Here is a 3,492-nt window from a genome sequence, read left to right as displayed (position 1 = left end):
ATGTCTTTTATGGAGAGCTCTACATAAGAGGCATTATGTAGAGTCACACATTATGTGGAGTAAACTACATGTTTCCTGAATTTATCTTATTTTTATCATAAAACACTCACCATAATATGGCAATACTTATCTTATCTATAAAAAGAAAGGATGAGTATTATTTTGGATAACTTACAATCTATCAGCAATGCAATTAACTCGGTTGTAAAAATAATGGCAGAACGCGAATATGCCATTTCCACCATCAAAAATCATCGAGGTGTACTTAACAGCCTCCTAAAGTTCATGAAGGAAAAAAACATCACAAAATTAACAGAAGAGGTTGGAATGGATTATATTAAGTGTAAAACTGGCACTAAACTCCAGGGATTCTGGGGGTCTTCCGACCGTAAAACAGGTAGGGTGATGAAACCTGTTCAAAATCTTCTAATCTTTATGGAAACTGGCGAACTATCCTTCTTTATTCGATCACATATACAACCATTTATTTGTCCACCTGGCTTTGAGAAAGAATATAAGCAGTTTCAACAAGAATATCAAGAACGTAATTATGCAGATGCAACTATAGTATGTAACAATAACATAATACATAAACTTCTCACTTTCCTTGATGAAAAAGGTATATCTAATTCAGGCAAGATCACATCAGTTCTTATTTCTAAGTTTTTAGCTAACTATGAAGAATCAAAACCAAAGTATGTAGCCACTGTTGTATATGTGTTGCGTAACTATTTATCTTTCCTGAAGGAAGCAGGATTTATAAAAATAGATATTGCCTCATCTTTACCGCATATAAGAATCCTACGGAATGCCTTTATTCCTTACTCATGGAAAACAGAAGATGTAAAAAAACTATTGTCCATTATTGATAGGGGAGACCCGAAGGGTAAGCGTGACTTTGCAATACTGCTTCTCATTGTTCGTCTTGGTTTAAGAGTTAGTGACATCCGCAGGATGCAGCTTTCCAATTTGAATTGGAGTCGTAAGACAATCAGTATTATAATGCAAAAAACCTGTAAAGCAATAGAGTTGCCGATTCTAGATGATATAGGTTGGGCGCTCATTGATTATCTTAAGAATGGCCGCCCTAGAACAGCGAGTAACAGGATATTTGTCAGACATAGAGCTCCTTTTGATGCCTTCGGCGAAAACGAGTGTTTTCAAAGAGAACTGCGCCGCTACATGGAGGCAGCGGGGATTAATATTCCATCTGGTGTCATTTGTGGTATGCATTCACTAAGAAGCACCTTAGCCAAAAATATGCTTGAAGCGAAAGCTCCTTTGTCAGTAATTTCAGAAACACTGGGCCATCAGAGTATAAACACAACCAGTATCTACATTAAGATAGATATTGAAGGGCTGAGAAAATGTGCCTTAGATCCGGAGGAGGTGTTCCAGTAATGAAAGAAAAATACCAATGGCAAAGCGATATCTCCGATATGCTTATATCTTATCTTAAGGAGAAACGAATGACAGGATTTCGATTTAACCAACAGGAACACTATTTGAAAAGATTCGATGAATACTACTCCAGAAATGGTTACTCAGGCTCACGCCTGACAAAACCCATGCTGAATGAATTTATTTATTCAGCTGTAGAACGTCCATCTAGCTACTACTTGAAAGAACGGCTCATGCACGATTTTGCCTTGTTCCTTACGAAGAATGGATTTCATGAAGTTTATGTGCCTGAAATCAAGTCAGCACCACAGAATCAAGGCACTCACGTACCGTATATATTTACTGAAGAAGAAATGGCACAAATCTTCCATACAATTGACTCTTGGAAGGATTCATTTTATACCAATAGGAGTATTATTGACCCTGTATTCTTTCGACTTCTTTATGGAACTGGCATGAGAATTTCTGAAGCATTAAACCTCCTCATAAGTGATTTCAGTCCTACCGAAGGTATTTTGACTATATATCACGCTAAAAATAATAAAGACCGTATAATCCCTCTTTCTCCCAGCCTAACGGAACGCATCATTGAGCTTAAGGAGAAAATCCATAGATATTCTAATGATAGTGCTTATCTATTTACTACAAAGAACAATAAAAGAATTGATCAGAGCACAATGTACCGTCGCTTTCGCGACTATCTGCAGAATGCAGGTATATCACACACAGATGCAGGACCTAGAGTACATGATTTGAGACATAATTTTGCTGTAAAGTGCCTCAAAGGCTGGGTTCTTTCAGGTGAGGAATTGACCAATCTCCTTCCATATCTTGCAGCATATATGGGGCATTCAGATTTTAGAGGTACACAATATTATCTTAGGCTAACTGCTGATCTGTATCCTAATATCATTAATCGAGTTGAAGCAGACTTTGGTTACGTTATACCGCTAGGTGGTGAGTTTGATGAATAATGCTGATTTTCCAAGATATCTTTCATACTTTTTATCAAAATACCTTCCTGGACAGAAAAATGCGAGTGTACATACTATATCATCGTATCGCGATACTTTTAAACTCTTCTTGGTATTCTGCACAACAAAAAGGTCGATGAGACCTGAGACAATAAGCATGAATCAACTGACAAAGGAACTTGTTGTGGAATATCTTCAATGGCTTGAAGAAAAAAGAGAATGTTCAATTTCAACACGTAACCATAGACTAGCTGTACTACATTCATTTTTTCAATATGTACAAAAGGAAGTTCCTGAAAACTTATTTGAAATACAAAAAATCCTTTCTATTCCAAACAAGAAAAGTCAGAAAGGGTTAGTCCAGTACCTAACGGGTACTGAAATAAGAATTCTGCTACAGCAGCCTGACTCATCTACTTACGAAGGATTTCGGGATATGGTGCTTCTATCAGTTTTGTACGATACTGGTGCAAGAGTTCAAGAACTCACAGAAATTAGGATTAAAGATATACGGCTTTCTGATCCCTCAGTAATTACCTTGCACGGTAAGGGCAATAAGATTCGTCAGGTTCCTTTAATGGGCGGGACATCAGAACTACTTGAAAAATACCTTAAAATAAAAAAGTATCATTTTGGGCTTGCAAAGACAGATAATTACCTTTTCACAAATCAAAAGAACCAGAAGCTATCTAGATGGGGAGTTTCCTATATTTTAAATAAGTATGTGGAGATGGCAAGGGAAAAATCTTTATTTAAAGTTAATTTTCATATAACTCCTCACGTGCTCCGTCATGCAAAAGCCATGCACTTGCTTCAATCAGGAGTAAATCTCATATATATACGTGATTTTCTTGGGCATGCAGATTGCTCTACAACAGAGATATACGCGAGAGCGGACAGTGAAATGAAAAGAAAGGCTATTGAAAATGCATATGTTGATTTAGTCCCCGATGAAATTCCAAGATGGGAGGAAGATGGAGATCTAATGAAGTGGTTGAATGGCTTATGCGAATAGAATAGCTTTTAAGTATTATGGTGAGTGATTTTAGTGTAATCACCTTAAAATACATGAAAAACACTATGTACTCCCCATAATATTTGACTCTACATAATGTCT

3 protein-coding genes are annotated in these 3,492 nt (G+C 36.7%); all 3 read left to right on the top strand.

The genetic code is table 11. The annotated features are described in order from the left end of the window. The first annotated feature begins 213 nt into the window (after positions 1–213). From NBE98_RS00050 to NBE98_RS00040, 3 genes are read left to right on the top strand one after another with little or no spacing between them, the layout of a single operon-like run. Positions 214–1,401, top strand: a complete 1,188-nt coding sequence (locus tag NBE98_RS00050) for a site-specific integrase (protein ID WP_250811129.1) — start codon at positions 214–216, stop codon at positions 1,399–1,401. Then, a complete protein-coding gene (locus tag NBE98_RS00045; RefSeq protein WP_250811127.1) occupies positions 1,401–2,375 on the top strand; it encodes a tyrosine-type recombinase/integrase in 975 nt (324 codons plus the stop codon). Before NBE98_RS00050 ends, NBE98_RS00045 begins: the two co-directional genes overlap by 1 nt. Beyond that, complete coding sequence (locus tag NBE98_RS00040; RefSeq protein ID WP_250811126.1) at positions 2,368–3,390, top strand: site-specific integrase; 1,023 nt, start codon at positions 2,368–2,370, stop codon at positions 3,388–3,390. The genes NBE98_RS00045 and NBE98_RS00040 overlap by 8 nt, the downstream gene beginning before the upstream one ends. The last annotated feature ends 102 nt before the right edge of the window (positions 3,391–3,492 follow it).

The sequence above is a fragment of the Clostridium swellfunianum genome, from assembly GCF_023656515.1.
GTDB lineage: Bacteria > Bacillota > Clostridia > Clostridiales > Clostridiaceae > Clostridium_AT > Clostridium_AT swellfunianum.
The sequence above is the reverse complement of the archived record's forward strand: the minus strand, read 5'-3'. Positions and strand labels throughout refer to the sequence as shown.

Coding starts and splice junctions, on each gene's coding strand:
- NBE98_RS00045 (WP_250811127.1), top strand. CDS start 1,401: ATGAAAGAAAAATACCAATGGCAAAGCGATATCTCCGATATGCTTATA.
- NBE98_RS00050 (WP_250811129.1), top strand. CDS start 214: ATGGCAGAACGCGAATATGCCATTTCCACCATCAAAAATCATCGAGGT.
- NBE98_RS00040 (WP_250811126.1), top strand. CDS start 2,368: ATGAATAATGCTGATTTTCCAAGATATCTTTCATACTTTTTATCAAAA.